Here is a 21,845-nt window from a genome sequence, read left to right as displayed (position 1 = left end):
CCTCCTCGTTCCGCGGAATCAGCGGGCCTCGTTGTCGGACTCGCGCTGCCAGGCCACAGTCACCTTCAGGTGGCAACTCGCCTCACTTCGGGCAATCACCGCACCCGCCTGAGTTGCGATGTCCACCCCGAACTCGATCTCCACCGAGTCCGGTCCCGCCTCCCGCAACTGTTGCACCGCCAACCGAGCCATCTCCGTGACCGGACGCAGAGCTGCCTGCATACTCAGCGGAAGCTCACGAATCGCGTCGCCGACTCGCCCAGCTTTCACCGGCCCCTCGGACACGTCCGGCGCTTCGACCAAGATCGAGCTGCCATCTTCCAGTGCAAGACGTGCAAGACTGCGCACTAGCCCACCCTTCCCCGTTGAAATCCAGCTGTCCCAAGGCTATCTGGTCGCGCATCAGATAATGCGCGGCTTGGAACAACCTGCACAGCCCCTTCCTGCGGCGCATAGTCGCACCGTCGAAGACGGTGCGAACCGCAGGTGATGTGCCCGATCAGGGGCAAAGGAGGGATCGGGGCCGACAGGACTGTGACGTTCTCTCCCAAATGACGCGGCCGTTCGAGGAGACGGGCGTTGTGCGCCTCCAGTTCGGCATTGCGCAGGTCAGGTCCAGATCTGGTAGGAGGCGCCGGCCCAGATTCACGACCGTGATCTTGCCGTCGGCGAGCTCGTGCAGCCCGTGCATCAGCCGCTCGAACGCCTCCATCAGCGCGCGGTCGATTTCCGTGAGCGCACTCTGCCGCCAGCGGAGAGCCGGTCGAAGGTGTGCCGGATGCGCAGCCGTGTCTCGTCGTTCACGTCGGCCTCGCGCCTCCCTTGGTGTCGTCCATGGTGAAGTCCCGGTAGACCTGGTCGTGGACTCCGGCCAGTGCGTTCTCAACCTTGGACAAACCAAGTACTACAGCGGCAGACCACGTGACTGGTGATCGATTGTGTCGTCGAGCGATCACGCTGATGAGCGTGACCGAGGAGCAAGCCGGTAGGTGCGGAGCTGAGTTGGTGGCTTTTCTGGGCGGGTCAATCCCTTGTTGGCGCGGCCTGAGCCGCGGGAGATGTTCGCGGAACTGTTCGAGGGGCTGGTGTCGGTTGTGCGGCGGAAGAACGTGTGGACGATCCCGTCGGCGCGGCCATGTCACACCTTCGCGGATCCAGAAACCAGCCTGACGTCCTGGCCCCGAAGGGAAGATCCTGACCGACCGGCTCTAGGGCGTGTATCGGAAGTCCGTGGGGACGCCCCCCCGACCTGGCGTTTCGCGTGATGGTGACATCCTTGGCCGGTGTTCTCATCCGATCATGCGGGCGCCGTGTTCTTCGATGTCGATGGCACCCTCGTCCCAGGCACGAGTTCGTCGGTCTTTCTGGCTGGCTTCCTTGGCCATCGGGACGAGTTGGCCAAAGCCGAGGACGCCTACGCCTCCGGTGCCCTGGACAATCGGCAAGTCTCCGAGCTGGATGCCGCAGGCTGGGCAGGGGTTCCCGAAAACCAGGTCTCTGGCTGGCTCGACGGGCTTCCCTTGGTCTCGGGCATCACAGAGACCGTGGCCTGGTGCCGACGGAACGGGTTGGTGCCCGTGCTGGCAACCCTCGCCTGGTCGCCGGTCGGCAGCTACCTGACTGACCGCTTCGGCTTCCACGCGTTCAGCGGACCTCGGCTGGAGACCACCGACGGCCGGTTCACGGGCCGGGTCGCCCGTCACTTCGACGAGTACGACAAACGAGATTTCGCCCTCACGCAGGTGCGAGAGTTCGGGTTGACTCCCCGCTCGTGCGGGGCCGTCGGAGACAGTCGCTCCGACCTCCCACTGTTCGCATCCGTCGGGTTGAGCGTGGCGTTCAACGCCTCAGCAGGAGCCCGGGCGGCAGCGACCGTCACGGTGGACGACGACGACCTGCGAAACGTGCTTCCCGTCTTGAGTCGCTTGGTCACAACCACTCGTTGATGGCCGCGACAAGGACGGTCGCCTCGTAACGAACCGCGAGCTTGTCGTATCTCGTAGCCACGGCCCGGTGTCTTTTGAGGCGATTGATGCCGCACTCAACCGCGTGCCGAGCCTTGTAGTCCTCCGGGTCGAACTTCGGCGGACGGCCGCCGCGGGAGCCCAGCTTCTTTCGGTTGCGGGCCTGGTCAGCCTTGTCCGGGATGGTGCAGCGGATGCCACGTCTGCGTAGGTAGGCGCGGTTCTTCCGGGAAGCGTACGCCTTGTCGGCGCGCACCCGCCTGGGACGCGTGCGCGGTCTGCCTGGCCCCGGTCGGGGCACCCTGATGCGGCCCAGGACGACCTCGAATTGCGGGGAGTCCCCGCGCTGCCCGGCGGTGATCACGATGGACATGGGCTTCTGCCCCTGCTCGACGGCCAGGTGCAGCTTGGTGGTCAGACCGCCGCGCGAGCGCCCGAGGCCATGGTCGTCGGGCTCGATGGCGACGCCGCCGGGCGGCTCCTTCTGCAGGTCCCCCTTTTCCGCGCTCCGGCGGCGTGCTGGTGAGCCCGGCAGACGGTGGAGTCGATGTTGAGGTCCCAGGTGATCAGATCCCTCGCATCGGCCCGGGCCTGGAGCTGAGTGAAGATGCGATGCCAGGTGCCGTTGCGCTGCCAGCGGCGGAACAGGTCGTACGCCCGGCCCCACGGCCCGTACACGGTGGGCATGTCCCGCCATGGGATACCAGTACGGACCCGGAACCGTATGCCGTCGATCAGTTGCCGCCTGGTCCATATCGATGGCCGGCCGGGCTTCTTGCCTTTCGGCAACAACGGCTCCAGCACGGCCCACTGCGCGTCCGTTAGATCTCCACGTGCCACAAACCAAGATCATCTCATGTCCAAGATCCACTTTCGATACACGCCCTAGGTGCAATACCGGTGATTTAGGTCTTTTCCGGGAGGTCGGGGCTGGTTTGGTGGGTCCGACGAGGGTGATGACTGGGGTGTCCAGCCTGGGCTGGTTGTTGTGTTCGGTGCGTTTGAGGGCCCAGTTGGACATCTTGCGTTTGATGACACGGGGATTGGAGCGTAACCGCCTTGGTTCCAGGAGCCGTTGACCGATTTCAAGCAGAGTCTGTGCGAGGGCCCGCGTGAGTCGGGAGGGGGGAAAAACCCGCCTGGGCGGTGACCTGGCGGCGGACAACGCGCACGGCGCGCGTGAAAGAGATCCGGTCCGGATCGTGTCCCTCCTGTCGTGCGGCTCCGTGCATGAGGTCCCGCACGGCATGGTGAACGAGGAGGAACGCGAAGATCTCCTGCTCGGCCCCGGCCGGGTGCTGGGAGCGCAAGACCAGCCGTGGCCCGCCCAGGTGGGTCTTGATCTCGTCCAGCGTGGTCTCGATCTCCCAGCGTTCGGCGTAGAGCGCGGCAAGTTCCGCCGCCGGCGCAGTGTCCGGGTCGAGGAGGGTGGTGACCAGCCGGTAGACGGTGCCGTCCTTCCCGCGTGGGCCAAGGGTGTACTCGATGACGCGGACCCGGGCCGGGTCGGCCCGCCGGTTCTTGTCACGGGCGGCGACGATCTCCGACAGGTAGGAACCATCGGGCAGCGACTTCACCACAGGCAGCACCGCGTTGCTCTTGACCCGCCAGAGCAGGTCGGCGCCGGTTGCCGCGGCGGCCCGCCACAGGTCGAATCCGAGGAACCCGCGGTCGGCCATCAGCAGCATCCCCCCGGCCAACGACGAGAACAGGCGCCCGGCCAGCACGGTCTCGTGCACCGCCAGCGGACCGACCTCGGCAGCAAAGACCGCATGAGTGCCGCACTCGACCAGAGCCGCAACCCTGGCCTGCGGATACGCACTCCTGCCCTGACCACGACCCGTCCCCGGACGCCCGAAAGACCCGGCATTCACCACCGTGTCCGGCAGATCGAACGTCGTCCCGTCCACAGCAACCAACCGCAGCCCCCGAAACCACGCGCCACGCGACCCCGGGACCGCCACCGGCCGACACACCCGGGCGAACAACGCCTTCAACACCTCCGGCCCCAGCCGCAGCCGCGCCCGCCCAATCGCTCCGCTCGTAGGCACCCGCCACCCCTTTGCCCAGCGGCCCTGGCGCTCCAGACCCTGCGTGAGAAGACGCCCGACCTCCTCATACCCCTGCCCCGAAAACAGGCACATCGCCAGCACGAAATACACCACCACCCGAGCCGGAAGCAGCCGCTGGCGCTGCTCAACACGCCCGCACTCCGCCACCACCTCGTCCACCAGATCCGGCGTAAACGTGCGCGTTAACACTCCGAGAGCGATGCGATCCGAAAACCGCTCGCCCCCGACCGACTTCACCTGTCCCGGCCTTGGCACACTCAACACAACGAACCGACACCCTCAAAGTCACCGGTATTGGCCCTAGGTGGAGATCGCCCGATGCCTCAAGGCGTGCCACCATCTCCGCCCGCGCGGCGGCGCAGTCCGCCGTCACAGGTTCCGCATGCCGTGCCGCGGGAGGTGGAACCGGGCGCCCTGCTGCACGGGCGCCGGTCTTCTCCGGGCGGCCGACTGCGGCGCGCGGCCGGCTCACGCTGCTCCTCTCCACTCGGCAGCGCAGGTCAGCGGCCCGGTGCTCGGTGGTTGCCGGAGGCCACGGTGATCCCGGGCCGGGCGAGGACGATCTTGCGGGGGCCGCCGTACAGGGGGTGGTGGGTGAGGTGCGCGCCGAGGGGAAAGGCGCGGTCCAGCACCAGCCCGCCCACCACGCAGTGTCTGGTCTCCTCGGCTAGGGCGCGGGGCGGGGTACTGCTGGAACTCGTCGGAGTTGGCGAGCAGGTGCCAGCGGCCCGGCCTACTCGCGCGGGGCTTCGCGGAGTTTGGTGTTGGTGTGCTCGTGCCACGGCCCCGCGCTGGCGGTGCCTTCAGCGACCGGGGAGCACCGGCGATTCTCACGACTTCTACGATCACCGGGAACGGGCACGCGGCCGCCCTTCCGTGCACTGAGGCCTGCCCTGAGAGGCAACGGCTCAGAGCCGTACGACCTCCCCAGCGATGCCCCAGGCCCGGCTTCCTCACCCTCCACCGACGTCGGTGCCGCGCGGAACCCTGACAGCTGACATTCGGGATGATCGGCGGCAGGCAGAGGGATGGCCGATGAAGTCGGTTCCGGACAAGGCACCCGTCCAGTCCACCCGCACTGGCGCACCCCGCCCATCCATCCTCGCTCCCGGTGTGCGGTCGCTGCAGCGACTGCAAGGGGCTGCGGGTAACGCGGCGGTCTCCCGCCTGGTCGCCCAGCGCTACGCCGCCCCGGTAAAACCGGCCCCCGCTCAGGCGCCGGGGTTCCGGGCAGTGAAGGCGGATGTGGCGGCGAAGAAGCGGCGGATCGCGGTCCATGCCCCCGCCACGGCCGAGTCGAAGTCGGCGCAGGACGCGGCGGTGGCTCCGCCCGACGACAAGGAGGCTCAGGGCAAGGCGGCGAACGCGGAGAAGATGAATGCCGCGAAGCCGGGCGAGTTCAACAAGCAGGCGTTCATCGACGCGGTGAACAAGGCGATCGATGCGCAGGCCCCGAAGAACCTCGACGACGCCGACAAGTTCTCCAAGTCCGGTAAGGCGGACAAGATCAAGGGTGAGGTCGACGGGAAGGTCAAGGACGGGAAGGAGTCCTCGGCCAAGGACATCGACACGGCGACGAAGGCCCCGCCCGATACGTCGGCGGCCAAGGACAAGCCCGTCACTCCGATGACCCCGGATCAGGCGCCGGGCAATCCCGGTGCTCCGTCCGTGGCGGATGCCGTGCCCGCTCAACAGCCCGCCTCCGTGACGGACTTCTCCGAGGGGCCGGCAGCCAACAACCAGGCGATGGCGGACGCGGAGGTCACCGAGGACCAGCTCGCCAAGGGCAACGAGCCCGAGTTCGACCAGGCGCTCTCGGCGAAGAAGACCGCCGAGACCGATTCCGCGAAGGCTCCCGCCAAGGGCAGGGCGGCCGAGGCCCAGCAGCTGAGTACCGCGAAGGCCGGGGCGGCGGCCTCCGGGGCGCAGGCCATGAACGCGCTGACCGCGACCCGGGCTTCGGCGGGCAAACAGGTCGACGGCGGCAAGGGCGAGACGAAGTCGAAGGACGAGAAGAAGCGCGCCGAGGTCACGGCGAAGCTCCAGAATGTCTACGACGGGACGAAGAAGGACGTCGAGGAGACCTTGTCCGGGCTGGACAAGAAGGTCGATGGCAAGTTCACCTCGGGCGAGAAGGCGGCCCGGGACGCGTTCACCGCCGACCACAAGCGCCGGATGAAGGCGTACAAGGACAAGCGGTATTCGGGGTGGACGGGCAAGGCCCGCTGGGTCAAGGACAAGTTCGCGGGTCTGCCCAAGGAGGCCAACGACCTCTATCAGGAGGCCCGCAAGCTCTACGTCTCCCAGATGCAGGGCGTCATCTCGTCCGTGGCCGACATCATCGGCGCCGAGCTCGGCAGGGCCAAGGCCCGTATCGCGAAGGGGCGGGCGGAGCTGAAGGCCGAGGTCGACAAGCTCCCCGCCGACCTGCGTCAGTTCGGCGAGGACGCGGCGAAGGACTTCGCGGGGAAGTTCGACGATCTCGAAGCCACGGTGAACGAGAAGTCCGAGCAACTCGTCCAGGATCTCGCCACGAAGTACACAGCGGCGCTGAACAAGGTCGACGAGGAGATCAAGAAGCTCCAGGAAGCCAACAAGGGGCTGATCGACAAGGCGAAGGACGCGATCGTCGGCGTCATCAAGACCATCAATGAGCTGAAGAACCTCCTGCTCGGAATCCTGGCCAAGGCCGCCTCCGCGATCATGAAGATCATCAAGGACCCCATCGGGTTCCTCGGCAACCTCGTCAAGGCGGTCGGCGCCGGGCTCAACCTCTTCATCACCAACGTCGCCGAGCACCTCAAGACCGGTGTCGTGTCCTGGCTGCTGGGCACCGCGGTCAAGGCGGGTCTCGCACTCCCGCAGAAGTTCGACCTCAAGGGCATCATCCAGCTCATCGGCTCCCTCCTCGGCCTGACCTGGGCCAACATCCGCGCCCGCATCACCCGCAAGGGCATCCCCGACCAGGCCATGACCGCCGTCGAGTCCGCCGTCCCCGTCGCGAAGACACTCGCCACCGAGGGCCCCGCCGGCGCCGTCAAGGAAATCGAGTCCGAGGCCGGCGACCTCAAGGCCACCATCCTCGAAAAGCTCACCAGCTACCTGATCCCCACCGTCATCATCGCCGGGATCACCTGGATCATCTCCCTCCTCAACCCCGCCTCCGCCTTCGTCCGCGCGGTCAAGGGAATCATCGACATCGTCACGTTCATCGTGAACCAGGGCGCCCAGATCGTCGAATTCGTCAACGCCGTCCTCGACGCGGTCATCGCCATCGCCAACGGCGGCTCGGCAGGCGTCCCCAAAATGGTCGAGGCCGCCCTCGCCACCAGCATCCCGCTCCTGATCGGCTTCTTGGCTTCGCTGTTGGGCATCGGCAGCCTCGCCAGCAAAGTCAAATCCGTCTTCCACACCGTATCCAAACCCGTCAACCGCGCCATCGACAAAATCATCGACTTCATCGCCAAGAAGGGCAAAGCCCTCTGGAACAAGCTCAAGAAGAAGAACGATGACGCGACGACGAAACCCTCATCACGCGACGGCAAGAACGTACCCGGCCGCCCGGAAAAGGGAGAAAAGCAGCAACGGAAGCCGGTCACGGTCGACTTCACGATGCGGGGCGAATCTCATCGGCTGACGCTCACACCCTCTCGCCGGCTGATGATGGCCTCGCTGAATCCCAAGGAAGTCCTTGACAAGGTCTACAAGACCATGGAGGTGGCCACCGACTCGGAGCAGATCGCTCTGCTTTCAGAGATCCAGGTGAAGGCGCTGAGCGTGCTGAATTCCCGTGGTGGTGCGGCGGAGCGAGGGATGAGGGAATTCGCCGATCTCTGCGAGGAGTACGGCGAGAGGTTCGACAGGAGCGACATCGAACCGGACCTGGAGGAGCAGGGGGCGGGTTCCCGCGAGCCGGTGAAGCGACCCAAGGCGAGGGACCGGGTGAGTTCGGAGAGGCTGCGTAAGCTGGCGGACAAACACAAGGGCAAGAACTGTGTCGCCATCCTCAAAGTCGACTCGCGGGAGTACGAGGGGTGGAGTTTCGGTCGGTCTGCCAGTGACCTCGACTCGCGCGCGGTGAAGGACATACATACTCATTCGCCCGGTCATGCTCTGGGGTGCGCCGAAGTTCACTGCATCAGCCAGGCGTACCGGGCGGAGTTCCGGGAAAAGACCAACAAGTTGCCCGTCGAGAACACTGGCATAGAGATGGTGCACGCCGACAGGTACGAGCAAGGGGACAGAGGCTGGTATGGGAAGGCGTATCCGGCCTGTCCTAGTTGCGACCCCATGCTGCAGGGTCTCAAGGTGACCACGACGAACTGATGATTGCCTATTCGTGCGTGCTGGAGGGTGAGAATGAAGGCCGAACTCAGGCTACTGATCGACGGGTTGACCGGGTCGGACGAGGAAGAAGCTTGGAAGGCGCTGGAGGGGCTTGAGGTGGCGCTCACCCCACAGGGTCTCGTCTTCGAAAAGGATTCACCCGAATGTATTCCCATGATGCTCGAACTGGCTCTGAAAGAAAACACCGTGATTCAGGCCGATCTGATGCGGTACCTGGGCGAATCGTATCGATCCGCGGTGTGGACCTGGCGCAGAGTGCGGGATGAGGACGACGCCGAAAGAAGATACGTGTATGACGAGAAGGTCGCGTGGGAGGAGTCCGTTTCCGCCAGTTACGAGGATGCTCTACCCCGGGTTTTGACACTGGCACGCCTGGCCGGAGACATCAGGCTCCAGGGGGCCTGTGTTCTTCTACTGGGCGGGGCGGTCGACCAGGGAAAGGCCCTGGTTCCCGTACTCCAGGAGCTCTATGGCCAGGTGGGCGAGGAGCCGCTGAAGATCGATGTCATCGAAGCAGTGGCCAACCTGGGGGTCGGGCCCCGCAGCGATGAGGCGATGAGGCCGTCCGTCGCGGAGTGGCTGAGGCTCGGGCTGGCCGATCCCGCTGCTGGCGTACGGCTCGGTACCGCACTCAGCCTGCTGGCCCGCGTGGGCGCCGAGGAGCACGACATGCTTCGGGAAGCTGTCGTGGACTCGGTGCACCGGGGCACGTCGGCCCTGGAGAGCGCGATGTGGATGTTCGGGAGGCCCGTCGGATGGGCGCTCGATCGGAGACTTCGGCGATGAGCGGACCCCGGCAGCCGGAGCCTCGTACTCGGCGCATCTCGTACCCGCGCACTCCGCACCCTCACGCCCCTCTTGGACCGTCGCCCTTGAGTCGGGCCGGTAGCCCTCCGGCCCCCATCGGCCCTCAACTCCCTTACACCCGATGCCGTTCGCCTCAGACCAGCGGAGGCTTCACCGACATCAGCAGGTGCCGGTGGGTCTCCGTGCTCGACTCGTGCGTGATCACGGCCCGCTGGCCCAGATGGCCAGGAGCAATCCACCGTCTGACCATCGAGCGCGTCACGTAGGACAGCGAGCGCGCCCTGCTCCGCCTCGGCGACCGGCCGATTCAGTTGGCTACGCCGTATGCGCTCTTGCGGGACCTTGTTGCGTCCCGGGGCACCGGCACCTTGATTCGGCATGGGAGTGACTGGCTCTTCCCCGGCGGGAGCGCGGGCCAGCCCATCCATGAGTCACGGCTGCGGTGGCGGTTGACCGCGATCGGCGTCGCGTCCGGTCAGGGCCGACACACCGCGTCGTTCGCACTCGCCCAGGAGGTGCCGCCCGGGCTCCTGCCCAAGATGCTCGGGGGGCACATCAGCATGGCCGTCGCCTGGCAGCGAGCGAGCCGCGCGAGCGGCGGGGACTGGACGGGATACGGCGCTGACTTCGCCGCCCGGTTCACCATCCGCGCTTGGTCCAAGGCGACGGACGCCCGCAGCTTAGCCTGAATCCACCGGCTGTCCCGGGTCCTGGTAGATAGAGAAATGAAGAGAGGTGCCTGCTGACCTGCGAAGATGGGAGTTACCACACCACCATCACGCACTATCAGCAAGGCACCTCGTAGATGAAAGTTTCCCACACCCCGGCGGCGGTCTCTGCTGCGTTCGATGACCGGAATCTGATCGCGTATGCGGGGCTGGTCCCGGTGATGCGGCTGGCCGAGCGGTGCGGTCTTTCGCGCCTGACGGCGCAGAAGGTGAAGCTGACCGGGGCGGGCAACGGCGCGGGTGCGGCGGCGGACGCCAAGGTCACCAGCATCGTGGGCGGTATGGCCGCAGGCGCGGACAGCATCGACGACCTTCACCTGCTGCGGCACGGTGCGATGCCGGCCGTGTTCGACGGTATCCGTGCCCCGTCCACGCTGGGCACGTTCCTGCGCGCGTTCACCCACGGCCATGCGCTCCAACTCCACGCCGTGCACCGCAGGTTCCTCGGCGCGCTGGCCGCACACACGCCGCTGCTGCCGGGCGCCGGTGTGACGGCGTTCATCGATGTCGACTCCACCCACAAGCGCGTCTACGGCCGCACCAAGCAGGGCGCGGAGTACGGCCGGTTCAAAGGGATACGCACCCTGCACCCGCTGCTCGCCACGATCTGCACCCCGCACTCCCGGCCGGTGATCGCCGCGGTCCGGATGCGCCGCGGCAAGGCAGCAGACGCCCGCGGCGCCCCGAAACTCGTGAGCGAGGCCCTGGCCACCGCCGTCGAGGCGGGCTGCACCGGCATGCGGATCCTGCGGGCGGACTCCCAGTTCTACAACGCCGGTGTGATCGCAGCCTGCCGCCGGGCCGGAGCCCGCTTCTCCATCACCACTGGCATGAACCCGTCCATCAAACGGGCCGTCCTCAGCATCCCCAACGATGCCTGGCAGAAGATCAGTTACCCGAACGCGGTGGAAGATCCAGACACCGGTGATCTCATCTCGGACGCCGAGGTCGCCGAGATCCCCGCATACACCGCGTTCGCCAGCCGCAAGAAGAGTGAGCGCGTCACGGCCCGGCTGATCGTGCGCCGGGTCCGTGACCTGGCCAAACCCGCCGTCGTGGGAGAACAGGGCGAGCTGTTTCCCGTCTGGCGCTACCACCCCTTCTTCACCGACAACCCCGCCGGGACACTCCAGGCCGAACGGGAACACCGCCACCACGCGGTGGTGGAACAGGTCATCGCGGACAGCAAAGCCGGCGCTCTGGTCCACCTGCCCTCCGGGCACTTCCACGCCAACTCGGCCTGGCTCACGCTGTGGGCGATGGCCTACAACCTGCTGCGGGCCGTCGGAGCACACGCCTCGGCCTTCCACGCGAAGGCAACCACCGCCACACTCCGGGCCCACCTGGTCCACGTCCCGGCCCGGATCGCCCGCTCTGCACGGCGCATCACCCTGCACCTGCCCCACAACTGGCCCTGGCAGCAAGCCTGGACGCATATGTTCGCCATCACGCACGGCCCACCGGGACTGATCTGACACCCCTGTCCACCCCGCCCTCAAGGCCCGACCGGAACCGAACCCGTGGAAAAGCTGGGCAGACCAGCAGATACCACCTGCCCCAAACCGAGCACCGACCCGGCACCAGCTCAGAAAACCGTTAGCCCTTCAGTTGTAGTTCAGGGCGAGTTCGAGGTTGCGGCGTCTGCGGTGGTGTTCGTTGGCGATGGCCTGGTGCTGCCGTCTCCAGTGTGACCAGTGCAGGCCGTGCGCAACTCTGCCGTTGCGCGGTGGGGCTGGTGGGTGGACGAGGGTGAGGAGCTTGCGGATCTCGGCCGCGGTGTAGGGGCTGAGTCGCGCGGGACGGGTGGTGTCCTGACGTTCCCCTTTTTCGTTCCGGGTGCTGTTTCGTCTTCGTTGGCGGCGGTCTGCCGCGGGGGTACGGGGGTGTGGGAGTCGTCTGAGGCGTGGGCGGCCTGGACTGCCAGGAAGGCGGCGGCCAGCATGGAGAGTGTGATGTGGCGGTACCAGCCGTGCCAGTGGCGTACTTCGTAGTCGGCCAGTCCGCACTCGTGCTTGGCGAGTTTGATCGCGTCCTCCACCCTCCAGCGCGCGCCGGCGACCTGGGCCAGGTGCTGTGGCGGGGTACCGGCGGGCCCCCAGGCCAGGTAGTAGTCGCGTTTGTCGGGATGCTCCGGACGGCGACGGGCGATCATCCAGCGGCTGGACCAGGGCTGCCCTGGTGCCGCGGCGCCTATGGGTTCCTCCGGGTCGATGACCGGGCGGATCCACCACTGCCACCAGCGGGAGCCGGTCCGGCTGGGGCCTGCCTCGATCAGCTGCCACTCGCTCTCGTCCGCCGCGGCGGCCAGCTTGTCGATCCGCCGCCAGCCGGGTCGGGGCAGCACTGTCTGGGCGCTGGAGACGTTGACCACGTAGGGCAGGTGACGGCGCTCGGCGAAGGAGCGGAATCCACCGTCACGGCCGTAGACCTCGTCAGCGGCCAGCCAGGTGCCCTCAGGGAGCAGGGGACGGATCCGGTCGATCATCTTCTCGGCGAGGCGGGGCTTGGTGGCGAACCCGACGGTCTCGGGCACCTGCGCGGTCACACGCCGCTCACGGTCGTCGGCCCACGTGCGGGGCAGGTAGATCTCCCGGTCGACCAGCGCCGCCCCACGGCTGGTGGCCCAGGCCGCGAACACACCGATCTGGCAGGGGAAGACACCGCCGAGGCTGCCGGAGAACTGCCGGGCGACACCGACGGACGTCTCACCCTTCTTCGCGAACCCGGTCTCATCGATGACCAGCACCCCGCCCGCCCCGTCGGCCAGCCCCTCCAGCGTGTAACGGCAGACCCGCTCGCTCAGCTCGTCAACGTTCCACCTCGCCCGGTCGAGCAGGTGCTGCTGTCCGTCGGGACGCCGCCAGCCGGCGTACTCCGCCAACTGCCAGCCGTTCTTCCGGGAGACCGGACCCAACAACCCACGCACGCACGCCGTAGGCCGCCGTCGCAGATCCGCCCGCGGGAAGACATCAGCAATCTGCAGCAATAGCTCCTGCAACTGGGCATCCCACGCAGTGACTTGGGCCACCTCAGCCGACCAATTCTCCATGACCGGCAATTACCCGACGCATCTGATCACCGAACTACAACTGAAGGGGTTAGTACTCCAGCTGTAGATCGTGATCTTGCTGGTGGGGCTGGTCCGAGAAACGGGTGCGTCCACCGTTGATCACCGTGAGGTACGTGGACTGACGACGAGATGGTGGCCGCTGGCCACAGCGCAGATCCCGCATGTCGCTGACAAGGGGTCCGGACCTGCCCTCGGACCGGACCCCTCAGCGCGTGCTACTCCTCGCTAGGCCGCTTGGCCCGCCGGGTGGAAGTTGATGCGTTCACTGATGACGGGGAAGCCAGCCTTGGCAAAGTTCGCGGCCATGGGGAAGTTGCCCTGGTCCGTCGCTCCGCTGACGAACTCCGCGCCCTGCTCGACGAGGAGGTGGGTGCACTCCGCAAGGAGGTCGTAGGCGTAGCCGCGACCGCGCTGTTCCGGGACGACTCCGATGAAGCCGATGGTCGGGCCGGAGGGGTTGTGGGCCGGGATGTGGATGCCGGCCAGGTCGCCCTCCGGCGTGTGCGCGATCTGCCACCACTCCCGTGGGGAGGGGCACCAGTGGAAGAAGTCGAGTTCCTCCTGGGCGGCCTGGTCGAGGCCGCCCCCCTCGATGGCCCTGAGCGCGTGGGCGTCCAGGGTGACGGAGTGGATGCGGCGCAACGCGTCGAAGAACACGGTGTCGTCGGGTTCGGCGCTGAAGCGCAGGCGTCCGGGCCGCTCGGGCAGACCTCGCTCCGGGGTCCAGCGGTACAGGAAGCGTTCCACCAGGAGTTCGTACCCTGCGGCTCGTGCGGCGGCGAAGCGCGCCCCGGCGGCGGCGCGCAGGTGGGTCTTTTCCCGCCAGCCGCCGGGCAGGTTGATCTCCAGTTCGACCTGCCAGGGAGCGGAGCGCAGGAGTTCGGCCCCGGCCTCCTCCTCGCCCTCGGCCACGTCGAACCAGTTGATGTTGACGGGCTCCGAGTCGTCGGGGCCGCCCCACCACGCGCCGCGTGCGACGACCTCGCCGTCGCGCAGGGCGACGCGCTTCCAGTCGGGGCGGAACTGGGTACGCCGATGGCCTTCACGGGCGCCCAGGGGGTCGGGGAGTGCTTCGAAGAGATGAGCGTCGCTCGCGGAGAGCGCGCGGATGACCGGATCGGTCATGGATTCCTCCGGGATACAGGCTGCTTGGAGCGCTCCCGGTCAGAACTCACGAACCACGCCGGGACAGCGGAAGAGGGAGCGCTGGAAAGGTGTGAACCGCACGGCACTCGCCTCCTTCCATCCATCTCAGGGCGTGAAGCCACACACTAAGTGATCTACCGCGGGCCCGTCCACAGATTTCCTTACGCCCTGACCCGCGATTGATGTGGTCAAGCGTTCCCGTGGCGGTTGAGTTCGAGCGCCGTGCCATGCACCGGATTCCCCGGACCATGCACGACCCAGCGGGACTTCGCCAGCGTTCACCAGCCCAGCAGATCAATGGACCTCCGGCCGAGCCAGTCCGCGAACGACACAGCTCGGCGGTCCAGGTTCAGTGGCAGGACCTGGTTGCAGGTGGCCCGGGCGTCGAACCACATCGCACCCAGGTGCGGGCCAGTGACAATGAGGCCACCGGGATCATCGGTGTGTGAAGACAGAAGATCAGTCGGTGGCCGCAGGTCACAGCATAGATCCTGCCCGCTGGCAGGAAGCGTTCGAGGTCCTGATGGGCCGTATCGCGGGCCGGTTCGCGCGGGTGGAACCACGGCGCCGGGCACGGGCGTTCGTGCTCGGGTTGTTGTCGGACCTGCCGCGCAAGAACTGCTGGACGCTCGCCGAGCATGCCGGGGACGCGACCCCGCACGGTCTGGCACCTGCTGTCGAGGGCCAGGTGGGACGCGGACGCGGTACGTGAAGACATCCGCGGCTTCGTCGTCGAGCACCTGCACCACGAGGATGCGGTGCTGGTCGTGGATGAGACCGGCGACCTGAAGAAGGGCACGCACACGGTGGGCGTGCAGCGCCAGTACACCGGCACCGCCGGACGCATCGAGAACAGCCAGGTCGCCGTCTACCTCGCGTACTCCACCCCGCTCGGACACGCGGCCATCGACCGGGAGCTGTATCTCCCGCGCTCCTGGACCGAGGACACCGCCCGCTGCCGGGCCGCCGGAATCCCCGACAGCGTCGCCTTCGCCACGAAACCCGCCCTCGCCGCCCGCATGATCGGACGCGCACTGGACGCCGGCGTCTGCGCGTCCTGGGTAGCCGGTGATGAGGTCTACGGAGGCAACCCGCACTTGCGGACCGCGCTGGAACAACGGCAGGTCGGCTATGTACTCGCCGTCGCCTGTGACCACCAGATCACCACCCGGGCAGGCACGTTCCGCGCCGATGCCCTGGTCAAGAAGCTGCCGAAGAGGGCCTGGCAGAAACTCTCCTCCGGAGCCGGAGCCAAGGGGCACCGCTTCTACGACTGGGCCCTGGCCGACCTCGCCGACGACCGCCCCGGCCACCACCAGCTGCTCGTCCGCCGCAACCGGCGCACCGGCGAACTCGCCTTCTACCGCTGCTACTCAGCCACCCAGGTGCCGCTGTCCACCCTGGTGCGGGTCGCCGGACGCCGATGGACCGTCGAGGAGACCTTCCAGTCCGGCAAGGGCCTGGCCGGACTGGACGAACACCAGGTCCGGCGCTGGGCGTCCTGGCACCGCTGGGTCACCCTCGCGATGCTCGCCCATGCCTTCCTCGCCGTCGTCCGCGCCGACGAACACGCGCGTCACCCGAAGCCGGAGGGGCTGATACCGCTCACCTGCAACGAGATCCAGCGCCTGTTCATCGCGCTCGTCGTCCGGCTCGTCCACGGCGCGACTCACCGGCTCGACTGGTCCCACTGGCGACGCCGCCACCAGGCCCGATCCCAGGCCAGCCACTACCAGCGACAAGCCGCCCAGATATGAAGATCGCGATCTACAGCTGGAGTATTAGAAGATCCTTTTCAATCCAAGGCGGTGGATTCAGGCTTAGTCCGGAAAAGTGCAAGTGGCCTCACGGAACTCCTTGCCCGATGTGCCGGGCCACGATAGTTGGCACTAATCGGGCTGTGTGACCTGGGGCTCCCAACAGCCTGGCCACGCTAGTTGGCACCGTCTGGCCAAGATTCTTGACATCTGTAATGAATTGCCACGTTTGTTGGCACCGGCGCCATGGTTCAGCGCGGCAGCGAGGCCGGCGCGCATGGGTTGCAACGGCGACAGTCTCGTCGCTTGGTTCCTTGCCGCTTTCACGTGACCTTCGGCGATTTCTACAGGCCATCCAGTCGCCTGGTCACTGTGTCGAGTGTCGGCCAAGGAGGACCCTCGCGCAGCAAGCGCAGGAATTCCTCTCCGAATCGCCTCCCATTCGGAAACTGGTCGCCAAGCTCCCAACGCCACGCGGCGACCATCGCGATAACGAGCTGCCGACACTCGTCCAGCAACCCTTGGTCAACGCTTGGGTAGTGCTCGCAGACCGCCTCGGGAACATGGGCGAGATCGAACTCGACGGGTCCACGGCAGCACGTCTCAAGGTCGATGAACAACGGGCCGTTCTTCGTGCTGAGCACATTGCCTGGATGCGGCTCGCCGTGGAGTAGCTGCTCCACGGCGCTGCGGTCGTCGATTGCTCGTCGCAGGCTTGCTAGCCTGCCGCTGAGGAATAAGCGGTCCGCGTCGGTGAGCTCCGGCGAGCGATCCGGGTCGGCGACAACTTCTTCCGCCTCCGTGATCCGGTCCGTGAACCTCGGGCTCGGCACATCGACCTTGCGCATGCCGGCGTGCAGCTGCTCCAGCGCCTTGGCGTAGTCGACTGGTGAGGTGTGAGGTGTCACGGGCTCGTAGTAGGTCCACAGCGTCACTGCGAAGCCATCGCGCGTGTACACACGCGGGTCCGCCCGAGGCTCCAAGGGACACACCGGGCATCCGATCTCGGTGAGCCGCTGAGCGAGATCGACTTCGAACTGTGCAACCTCTTGTCCCACAGGGGCGACCCGGGCAAAGACGTCGCATGGCGTCAGCCGCAGTGCCAGCTTGTTCGAGTTGTGGAGAGCGATTGCATCGTTGGCTGGCAGGTCGAGCGATGCGGCGACCGAAGTCGCAGCCGCGATCGCACGCGTGACGTCGGTCATATCCACCCTCGAATCTTGGCATAGATGAGCGAGGGCGATGCCAACCAGCGTGGCCAGGTGCCAACTATCGTGGCTCGGCACACCCGAGCACTTCGCGACCGCGGCCGCGAGGTCGAAGTCGAGCACCTTCACGTCCATCTGCCGCGCGTACTCAAGACGCCCGACAGCACCCGCACCGCCGACCCCGAGCAGGAGACCGCCCGATGATCCGTTGCATGTTCCGCCGCTGCGGCCACGCACCCGGCGCCCTCACCCCGAGGACAGGTCGTCGGCAACGCGTTCCGCGCGATGCTTGCCGCCGTACGCGACCCGGAGCCCTGGACGCCCGGCCGCGCCCAGGACGTCGCGGTCCGGGTCGGCCCGTTCATCGAGCGCGCGCATACGCGCCCGGGTGACGACCACGGCCCCGACCTGATCGCCGTCGCGCTGATCCACCCCGAGACCCCGCACGCTGCGGCCTACGCCCACCGCTACACAAGCAAGGGCTGGCTGCGCTGCGAGACGGCCACGATCCTCGGTGTCTGGCAGTCGGCCTACGCGATGCTCACCCACGCCGCGGCCGGCCTGGACCTCCCCGTTGACGTTGGCATGGCCCCGGCGAACTGCGGCGTCCACGTCGAAGCCCGCCACAGCGGCGGCACCGGCTACACGCTGCTCCGCCTTGGTCCTTACACCCAGGCCCGGCACGCCGAACACGACGCTGCCCGCCTCAACACCGCGCTGGAGGACCGGGCGGACACCGTCGTGCCCGGGTTCACGGTGCGGGCGGTGGGCGCGCTGTTCGACGTCAGCGACCACGAGAGCTACAGCGACCCGTACGAGGCCGACGCCACCGCGCTCCTGGCCGCCGCCGTCGAAGGAGTGAGCGCGTGACCGACCATGGGACGGTGCCCGCAACCCGGGCGCCCTGACCCACAGCTCTCCACCACCGAAGCCCTGTCCCCGGCACGCGCCAGAGACAGGGCTTTTTCTGTTTTGGGAGGATTCTGATGTTCTGTCTGCCTGCCGTTTCCAATGGAAACGGCCGCCGGTTGACGCAAGCGCTGTGCTCATGACCCTTCGTCAGATCGCAAACGGGGACCGGCGTTTCCATTGGAAACGGCATTCCCCGTGGGAGGCAGGCCCCTGACTGCCCTTGCTCGGGCTGTGCGAGGGTTCCAGCGTTTCCGTTGGAAACGGCTAGTCTCTGGCCGTACGTTCATGTCGTCCTGGAGAATTTATGGCTGCCAACCTTCCAAGGCCCAAGCGCACGAGCACCAAGCAGGCACCCGAGGCTCTGTCCAAGGAAGCGGCGTTCTACCGGGGCGGCAAGGACCGCAGCGGCGACACCGTCGAACTCCACCCCAAGGACCTCTGCCCCAACCCGTTCAACCGGCACCGTCACGTTGGCTGACGGGTGGGATGATCTTCGGGTTGATCATGGTGGAGGGGGTTGTCCGTGGGCAGTACGCCGCCGTCGTACAAGGGGCACCGGTACCCGGTCGAGGTGATCTCCCACTGCGTGTGGCTGTACTTCCGCTTCCCGTTGTCATTCCGTGAGGTGGAGGAGCTGATGCTGCAGCGCGGCATCATCGTCTCCTACGAGACGGTCCGCCGCTGGTGTCTGAAGTTCGGACAGGCTTATGCCGACGGACTGCGCCGCCGTCGGCCACGGCCCGGGGACAAGTGGCACCTGGACGAGGTCTTCATCAAGGTCAACGGCGAGCTGAAGTATCTGTGGCGGGCCGTCGACCAGAATGGCAACGTCCTCGACATCCTCGTCCAGAATCGGCGGGACAAGACCGCGGCAAGACGCTTCTTCCACCGTCTGATAAAGAAGACCCGTACGGTGCCGAGGGTGGTCGTCACCGACAAGCTCCGCTCCTACAGCGCGGCGCACCGCGAGGTCATGCCCTCGGTGGAACACCGCTCCCACAAGGGCCTGAACAACCGGGCGGAGAACTCCCACCAGCCCACGCGGCAGCGTGAACGCGCGATGAAGGGATTCCGTTCCGTAGGCGGGGCCCAGCGGTTCCTGTCCGCGTTCAGCGGCATCTCGCCCCACTTCCGCCCTCACCGCCACCTGATGACAGCCTCCGACCACCGAGCCGAGATGACCGTCCGCTTCGCGATCTGGGACCAGATCACCCAAGCTGCCAGCCGGCCCACCACAGCCTGACCACAGGCCCGGACCGCAAGCCCACCATGCCCCAACACGCCGTCAGGCACCGACATACTCAACAACTTGACAGCGCCCGTCATAGTGATGCAACGTGCGGACGCTCACGCTGGCCAGTTCGGCCACGCGTCCCACGGTCCAGTGATCCTCCACGGCACCGACTATGCAGCCTGACGCCACGTGAGGGTCAAGAGCCTCACTCACGGCAGCAAGAGAGTCGAGCGCGAAGCAGCGGTCCGAGCCGGACGTCGCCGTCCCGCTCATCCAGGAGAACGGGTCGACCATCCAGCAGATCGACAGGGCCGTTGCGGTCCGGCTCCCGAAGCAGGAGTAGCCGCCGCATCGCAACGAAGCGCCGAGGGCCGGTTTCCCGAGTTCGGGACGCCGGCCCTCTTGGTTCCTCGCCCGGCGCTTACCCGCGTAGTTTGAGTGAGAACACCTCGGAGCCCGACACCTTGGAGCCCGGCGCGTGGACGCGAAACACGACCATCCTGCCCTCGATCAGGCGGTTGCCTGGCCCAGCCTGCGCATGTGGGCTCGGTGGGAAGGCAAGAGCGTCGGTCTCGTGTCGCTGGCTCCCACACGCGGTGCGCAGGCGGAGCAGGTGTTGATGCCGTGCGACGCGGCGCTGCTTACACGGCTCGGCAGGATCGCGCTCGGCAGCAGTCGGGCCAGCTTGTACGTCACACGCCTGACAGACGAAAGCGCCGACCGACGGCTGGTGCTGTGTCCAAGAGGCTCAGCAGGCGCGGTCCGGGGCCACGGAACAGCCTCGTCACTGACAGACGCGCTGTACGGCAAGACACGGTCGGCAATGCTCGAGGCGGGCCAGATACGGAGGGCCGCGGGGAACCCGGCAGAGGGTGCGCAATGGAGCTTACTGGCGCGGCAACTGCTGATGGCGAAGCGGTCGGTCCGCCGCGGGCGCAGTGTGCGGACCATGCCGGGCGTTCTTCCGCCAGTGTCGCGCGGGGGCGACGAGTTGGATCGAGTGCATGGTTGCAGCTCATGGAGGAAATTTCATCCTGATTTCGCTGGTCACGGGCCTGGTGTGAGCTTGTAGTGGGGTACTCGTGCTGGCCAGGACATGATCGGCAGAGGGAGATCGTCTGTCACCTCTGCACTTCGCTGTTCGCCAGGACGAGTAGGGCCCGCAGGAGGGTGGTCGCGTGGCGGGTGTTCATACGGACCTTGCTGAGGAATCGCCAGGTCTTCAGGTTTGCGAAGCCGTGCTCGACGGCGGCGCGTTCACGGCTGAGCAGGCGGTTGGCCTCCTTCTCGGCGTCGGTGAGCCGGTGGTTGCGGGTGGCCTTGCGGCCGGTGATGATCACCGGGTTGTCAGGGTCGTCGTCCAGGCCGACGAAGCCGAGGTCGGCCAGGGCCCCGAGTTTGGCCTCGCGGAGATGCTCGGTGAGCTTGCTGTGGCGGGCGGTGGTGATCTCGCTGGACCGCCCGGGCTTGGCCGCGGAGATCCAGATCAGGTTGCCCTTCTCGTCGGTGAGCGCAAGAAACAGCAGGCCATGGGACTTGTGTTTCCCGCTGTAGTTCTTGCGGTTCTCTGTCCCGGTGCGGCGGCGGGTGCGCACGAGAGTGCCGTCCAGCAGGACGACCACCCCGCCATCGTCGGCGATCTTCTTCAGGGCCCGGTCCAGGCGCGGGGCGCGGGCAGAGAGCAGGCCGATCACTTCGATCACCCATCGGCGCACGGTCGAGGCGGAGACGTCGTTGCCGCCGGCCATGTCCAGAAGGCGCTGGTCATGACGGAGAACGGCGAGCGCGATGATCGCTTGGGTTCCCGGGGTGACCTTGCGCCAGCGGGTGCCCAGCCTCTTGCGCTGCTTGCGTATCAGGTCGGCGACGAGGTCGATGGTCGACTTCGACACCGGAAGGCGAACCTGGTAGACAGCATCCTGAGAGCCCTCGGCGGGCTGGTTGTTCTTCACAAAACACGCCAACTCCCGCCGGGGGCCCTCGCGTTGTGGCAGGAATCGGCCACTTTGCGGCCGGATGCCGGGCTGGTGTCAGCGCGGTCCGTAGCGGCCTGACGGGGTGCGGTGCAGCCAGCCCCGGTCCGCGAGCCGCCTCAGCTTGCCCCGCATCGCCTCGGTCTGCGCGGGCAGCACGCCCAGCCCCAGCTTCTCGCACACCTCTCGGGTCTTGACCGGCCCGTCGGACGCACCCGCGACCACCTGCACAATCCGCTGATAGTCGGCGGGCAGCACCTCTTCGCTCATCCCCTCGACGCGGTGCGGCACGAGCAGCATCCCGCCGGCTCCCGACGCTTGCGTCGCCGGCGGATCCGGCTCCACCGGATCGGGCTCCACCACCGGATCGTCCCGCCTGCCGCCGTCCGTCGCCTCGGCGTACTGGCCGAACACCACCTCCGCGGCCTCCAGCCGGGCCACCTCGACATCGATCTCGGCGAGCTCCTTACGCAGCCGCTCGGCGCGGTCGGCCAGCAGGACCCGCCGTTCCACCGTCCATGTCAGTACATCCACCATGAACTTCCCCTCCCCGGGCCGGATCTTCCTGCCGGACCCTACGAGGAGACAACCGCCCGTACGGCGACTTCCGCGAACGAGGCCCGTGGC

Annotated in this window: 16 protein-coding genes and 1 pseudogene; 8 read left to right on the top strand and 9 right to left on the bottom strand. The window is 67.0% G+C overall.

The features are described 5' to 3' along the window. Positions 1-18: 18 nt before the first annotated feature. A complete protein-coding gene (locus tag NRF20_RS01370; RefSeq protein ID WP_398634774.1) occupies positions 19-348 on the bottom strand; it encodes a CU044_2847 family protein in 330 nt (109 codons plus the stop codon). A gap of 935 nt (positions 349-1,283) precedes the next feature. Here NRF20_RS01370 and NRF20_RS01365 point away from each other — a divergent pair. Beyond that, a complete protein-coding gene (locus tag NRF20_RS01365) occupies positions 1,284-1,946 on the top strand; it encodes an HAD family hydrolase (protein WP_413751811.1) in 663 nt (220 codons plus the stop codon). On the opposite strand, the gene NRF20_RS01360 is transcribed toward NRF20_RS01365, so the two are convergent. The 3 genes from NRF20_RS01360 to NRF20_RS01350 form a co-directional block, all read right to left on the bottom strand. Then, positions 1,930-2,804 (bottom strand): IS5 family transposase gene (locus NRF20_RS01360; RefSeq protein ID WP_413751810.1). Its coding sequence is split into 2 segments (ribosomal slippage): positions 1,930-2,447 and positions 2,447-2,804, totalling 876 coding nucleotides; the frame shifts between segments, so codons are not numbered across the junction. The two genes, NRF20_RS01365 and NRF20_RS01360, sit on opposite strands and share 17 nt — an antisense overlap. 245 nt (positions 2,805-3,049) lie before the next feature. Further along, the gene (locus NRF20_RS01355; protein WP_413754506.1) at positions 3,050-4,291 is read right to left on the bottom strand and encodes an IS4 family transposase; all 1,242 of its coding nucleotides are present in this window, start codon (positions 4,289-4,291) and stop codon (positions 3,050-3,052) included. A 245-nt stretch (positions 4,292-4,536) separates the two neighbouring features. Then, complete coding sequence (locus tag NRF20_RS01350; RefSeq protein ID WP_413751809.1) at positions 4,537-4,683, bottom strand: hypothetical protein; 147 nt, start codon at positions 4,681-4,683, stop codon at positions 4,537-4,539. Between the two features lie 388 nt (positions 4,684-5,071). Between NRF20_RS01350 and NRF20_RS01345 the strand changes: the two genes are divergently transcribed. The 3 genes from NRF20_RS01345 (at position 5,072) to NRF20_RS01335 (ending at position 11,393) form a co-directional block, all read left to right on the top strand. Beyond that, positions 5,072-8,362, top strand: coding sequence for a hypothetical protein (locus NRF20_RS01345; RefSeq protein WP_413751808.1), 3,291 nt, complete (start codon positions 5,072-5,074; stop codon positions 8,360-8,362). Positions 8,363-8,395: 33 nt separating this feature from the next. Then, positions 8,396-9,169, top strand: coding sequence for a hypothetical protein (locus tag NRF20_RS01340; protein WP_398635247.1), 774 nt, complete (start codon positions 8,396-8,398; stop codon positions 9,167-9,169). 826 nt (positions 9,170-9,995) lie between these two features. Next, on the top strand, positions 9,996-11,393 hold the full coding sequence (locus NRF20_RS01335; RefSeq protein WP_413751807.1) for an IS1380 family transposase: 1,398 nt from the start codon (positions 9,996-9,998) through the stop codon (positions 11,391-11,393). Positions 11,394-11,533: 140 nt separating this feature from the next. Here the strand turns inward: NRF20_RS01335 and NRF20_RS01330 are convergent, their stop codons facing one another. Together NRF20_RS01330 and NRF20_RS01325 are read right to left on the bottom strand one after the other, a co-directional pair. Further along, positions 11,534-12,967 carry an IS701 family transposase gene (locus NRF20_RS01330; RefSeq protein ID WP_413751806.1) on the bottom strand — a complete coding sequence of 478 codons (1,434 nt, stop codon included), beginning with the start codon at positions 12,965-12,967 and terminating at the stop codon, positions 11,534-11,536. Positions 12,968-13,213: 246 nt separating this feature from the next. Beyond that, on the bottom strand, positions 13,214-14,113 hold the full coding sequence (locus NRF20_RS01325) for a GNAT family N-acetyltransferase (protein ID WP_398635248.1): 900 nt from the start codon (positions 14,111-14,113) through the stop codon (positions 13,214-13,216). A gap of 544 nt (positions 14,114-14,657) precedes the next feature. On the opposite strand from NRF20_RS01325, the pseudogene NRF20_RS01320 reads away from it, so the two are divergent. Next, positions 14,658-15,891 (top strand): annotated as a pseudogene (locus NRF20_RS01320) (IS701 family transposase). A 344-nt stretch (positions 15,892-16,235) separates the two neighbouring features. On the opposite strand, the gene NRF20_RS01315 reads toward NRF20_RS01320, so the two are convergent. Beyond that, positions 16,236-17,096, bottom strand: coding sequence for a phosphotransferase (locus NRF20_RS01315; RefSeq protein WP_398635251.1), 861 nt, complete (start codon positions 17,094-17,096; stop codon positions 16,236-16,238). A gap of 288 nt (positions 17,097-17,384) precedes the next feature. Between NRF20_RS01315 and NRF20_RS01310 the strand changes: the two genes are divergently transcribed. The 3 genes from NRF20_RS01310 (at position 17,385) to NRF20_RS01300 (ending at position 19,254) form a co-directional block, all read left to right on the top strand. Continuing rightward, entirely contained in the window at positions 17,385-17,969 is a 585-nt protein-coding gene (locus NRF20_RS01310) for a hypothetical protein (protein WP_398635249.1), read from the top strand. Positions 17,970-18,315: 346 nt separating this feature from the next. After that, on the top strand, positions 18,316-18,489 hold the full coding sequence (locus NRF20_RS01305) for a hypothetical protein (protein WP_398635250.1): 174 nt from the start codon (positions 18,316-18,318) through the stop codon (positions 18,487-18,489). A 45-nt stretch (positions 18,490-18,534) separates the two neighbouring features. Continuing rightward, on the top strand, positions 18,535-19,254 hold the full coding sequence (locus NRF20_RS01300; protein WP_413751805.1) for an IS6 family transposase: 720 nt from the start codon (positions 18,535-18,537) through the stop codon (positions 19,252-19,254). A 1,112-nt stretch (positions 19,255-20,366) separates the two neighbouring features. Here NRF20_RS01300 and NRF20_RS01295 read toward each other — a convergent pair. Next, positions 20,367-21,197 (bottom strand): transposase family protein, encoded by an 831-nt coding sequence (locus NRF20_RS01295; RefSeq protein ID WP_413751804.1) that lies wholly within the window; start codon positions 21,195-21,197, stop codon positions 20,367-20,369. Positions 21,198-21,275: 78 nt separating this feature from the next. Further along, complete coding sequence (locus tag NRF20_RS01290; protein ID WP_413751749.1) at positions 21,276-21,755, bottom strand: hypothetical protein; 480 nt, start codon at positions 21,753-21,755, stop codon at positions 21,276-21,278. Positions 21,756-21,845: the final 90 nt, after the last annotated feature.

The sequence above is a fragment of the Streptomyces sp. R-74717 genome (genome assembly GCF_047305335.1).
In the GTDB taxonomy this organism is placed as follows: Bacteria; Actinomycetota; Actinomycetes; order Streptomycetales; family Streptomycetaceae; genus Streptomyces; species Streptomyces atratus.
This window is presented reverse-complemented; position numbering and strand designations above follow the sequence as displayed.

What these genes read in the sequence shown, in the direction of transcription:
- NRF20_RS01315 (WP_398635251.1), bottom strand. Translation starts at nt 17,096, where the DNA reads ATGACCGACGTCACGCGTGCGATCGCGGCTGCGACTTCGGTCGCCGCA.
- NRF20_RS01310 (WP_398635249.1), top strand. Translation starts at nt 17,385, where the DNA reads ATGCTTGCCGCCGTACGCGACCCGGAGCCCTGGACGCCCGGCCGCGCC.
- NRF20_RS01340 (WP_398635247.1), top strand. Translation starts at nt 8,396, where the DNA reads ATGAAGGCCGAACTCAGGCTACTGATCGACGGGTTGACCGGGTCGGAC.
- NRF20_RS01330 (WP_413751806.1), bottom strand. Translation starts at nt 12,967, where the DNA reads ATGGAGAATTGGTCGGCTGAGGTGGCCCAAGTCACTGCGTGGGATGCC.
- NRF20_RS01305 (WP_398635250.1), top strand. Translation starts at nt 18,316, where the DNA reads ATGGCTGCCAACCTTCCAAGGCCCAAGCGCACGAGCACCAAGCAGGCA.
- NRF20_RS01290 (WP_413751749.1), bottom strand. Translation starts at nt 21,755, where the DNA reads ATGGTGGATGTACTGACATGGACGGTGGAACGGCGGGTCCTGCTGGCC.
- NRF20_RS01335 (WP_413751807.1), top strand. Translation starts at nt 9,996, where the DNA reads ATGAAAGTTTCCCACACCCCGGCGGCGGTCTCTGCTGCGTTCGATGAC.
- NRF20_RS01325 (WP_398635248.1), bottom strand. Translation starts at nt 14,113, where the DNA reads ATGACCGATCCGGTCATCCGCGCGCTCTCCGCGAGCGACGCTCATCTC.
- NRF20_RS01345 (WP_413751808.1), top strand. Translation starts at nt 5,072, where the DNA reads ATGAAGTCGGTTCCGGACAAGGCACCCGTCCAGTCCACCCGCACTGGC.